General features: G+C 50.4%; 1 protein-coding gene and 1 pseudogene. Both read right to left on the minus strand.

The genetic code is table 11. From position 1 onward, the window contains the following. A pseudogene (locus tag ABUA47_RS19325) lies at positions 1-668 on the minus strand (MalY/PatB family protein); the annotation flags it as partial. A 3-nt stretch (positions 669-671) separates the two neighbouring features. Further along, positions 672-1,666: MATE family efflux transporter (locus ABUA47_RS19330; RefSeq protein ID WP_349831914.1), on the minus strand; the 995-nt coding region annotated here is incomplete at its 5' end.

Consider the following 1,666-nt stretch of genomic DNA (forward strand, 5'->3'; position numbering starts at 1 on the left):
TTTTGCAAAAAGCGTTCGGACAAGGAGGCAAAGGGTGTGTAGTCATATCCTTCGTAAGTCAGTTCACAATGAATCTCATCCGCCACGACAAACACCTCATTCCGTAAACAAATATCACCTATATGCTGCAGTTCTTCCGGAGTCCAGACCCGTCCGACCGGATTGTGAGGATTGCACAGCAGCAGGATTTTTGCTTTCGGATCGGAAGCTTTCCTTTCAAGATCGGCAAAGTCGATTACGTAGCGGCCATCCTGATAAACGAGATTATTGGCAAACAACTCGCATCCGTCATTACGGATAGATGAGTAGAAACAATTATAGGCAGGAGTCTGAACGATGACTTTATCACCCGGCATGGCCAAGGCTTTGATAATGGCTGACAGAGCCGGCACGACACCACTCGTATAGATAATCCACCGGGAATCAACCTGCCAGCGATGCCGGTCATCGAACCACCGGACGACCGCATCATAATAGGCTTCGGGTACTTTTGTATAACCGAAAATACCGTGCGCCACCCGCTTTTGTAAGGCATCGATAATAGCGGGTGCTGTACGGAAATCCATATCTGCCACCCACATGGGCAGTACATTCTCCTCTTCGGGAGTATCCCATTTATAAGAATTCGTCCCGCGACGCGGGATGATTGTATCGAAATCGTATTTCATAATTTATCTTTTTATTCGCAACTTATAAATCCAGTTACCACTCCAAAGCCTGACAAGAAAAATCGCTCCCCGGAAACAAAGCTCAATACACATGGCAAGCCATACGCCCCGTAGCCCCATCGTAGGGGCAAGCCATGCTGCCAGTGTCAGCCGGACACCCCAGATACTGCCAAAATTCATCAGACTGGGAACAAATGTATTGCCCGCACCCACAAATACACCGTAGGCGACGATAGATGCCGCAAACATCGGCTCCGCAAAAGCTTCTATCCGCAGAATCCCGATTCCCAACATGCGGATTTCCTCCACAGGCGTCATCACTCCAATGATCTGAGGGGCTGCCACATACATCAGCACTCCCATGACTCCCATAATCAGCATCCCTGACCAAACGGTAATGTTGGCAAAACGCTTGAGTAACCGGATACGGTTTGCTCCAAGACTCTGGCCTACCAACGTCGTGGCAGCCTCCGATATACCGTAGCCGGGCATATAACAAAGGCTTTCAGCGATGATGGCAAATGAGTTGGCGGCAATGGCGACGATGCCGAGCGGTGCGACGATAACCGTCGTCATAATCTGCGCTCCGCAAATGGCAATATGCTCGAATCCCATTGGCAGGGAGATGCGGACAGCCTGGCGCAGCGTCTCTTTCCAGGGAAGAAAACTGCCCTGCCCCCCGGATAGTCTCAGCATGGACGAGCGACGGCAAAGATACCACATCATCCCACCGGCAGTGATAAGTTCGGCCAACACGGTTCCCAATACCGCACCTTCCACACCTAAACCTACGCCGGGAACGATGAACTCCCATCCCCACCAGTCTACCTGCCGTGTCGGGAAAATAAGGAAGAAGTTGAACACGACATCCCAAAAACACATCAGTACATTAAGCATACTGGGTACACGCATATTCCCACTACACCGCAACATGCCGCCCGCAAGGAAATTCAACTGTAAGGCGGGTAAGAAAAGTGAAAATATCCGGAAATAGAAGG

The organism is Bacteroides sp. RTP31139st1_H2_RTP31139_211217 (assembly GCF_040227615.1).
Lineage (GTDB): Bacteria > Bacteroidota > Bacteroidia > Bacteroidales > Bacteroidaceae > Bacteroides > Bacteroides uniformis.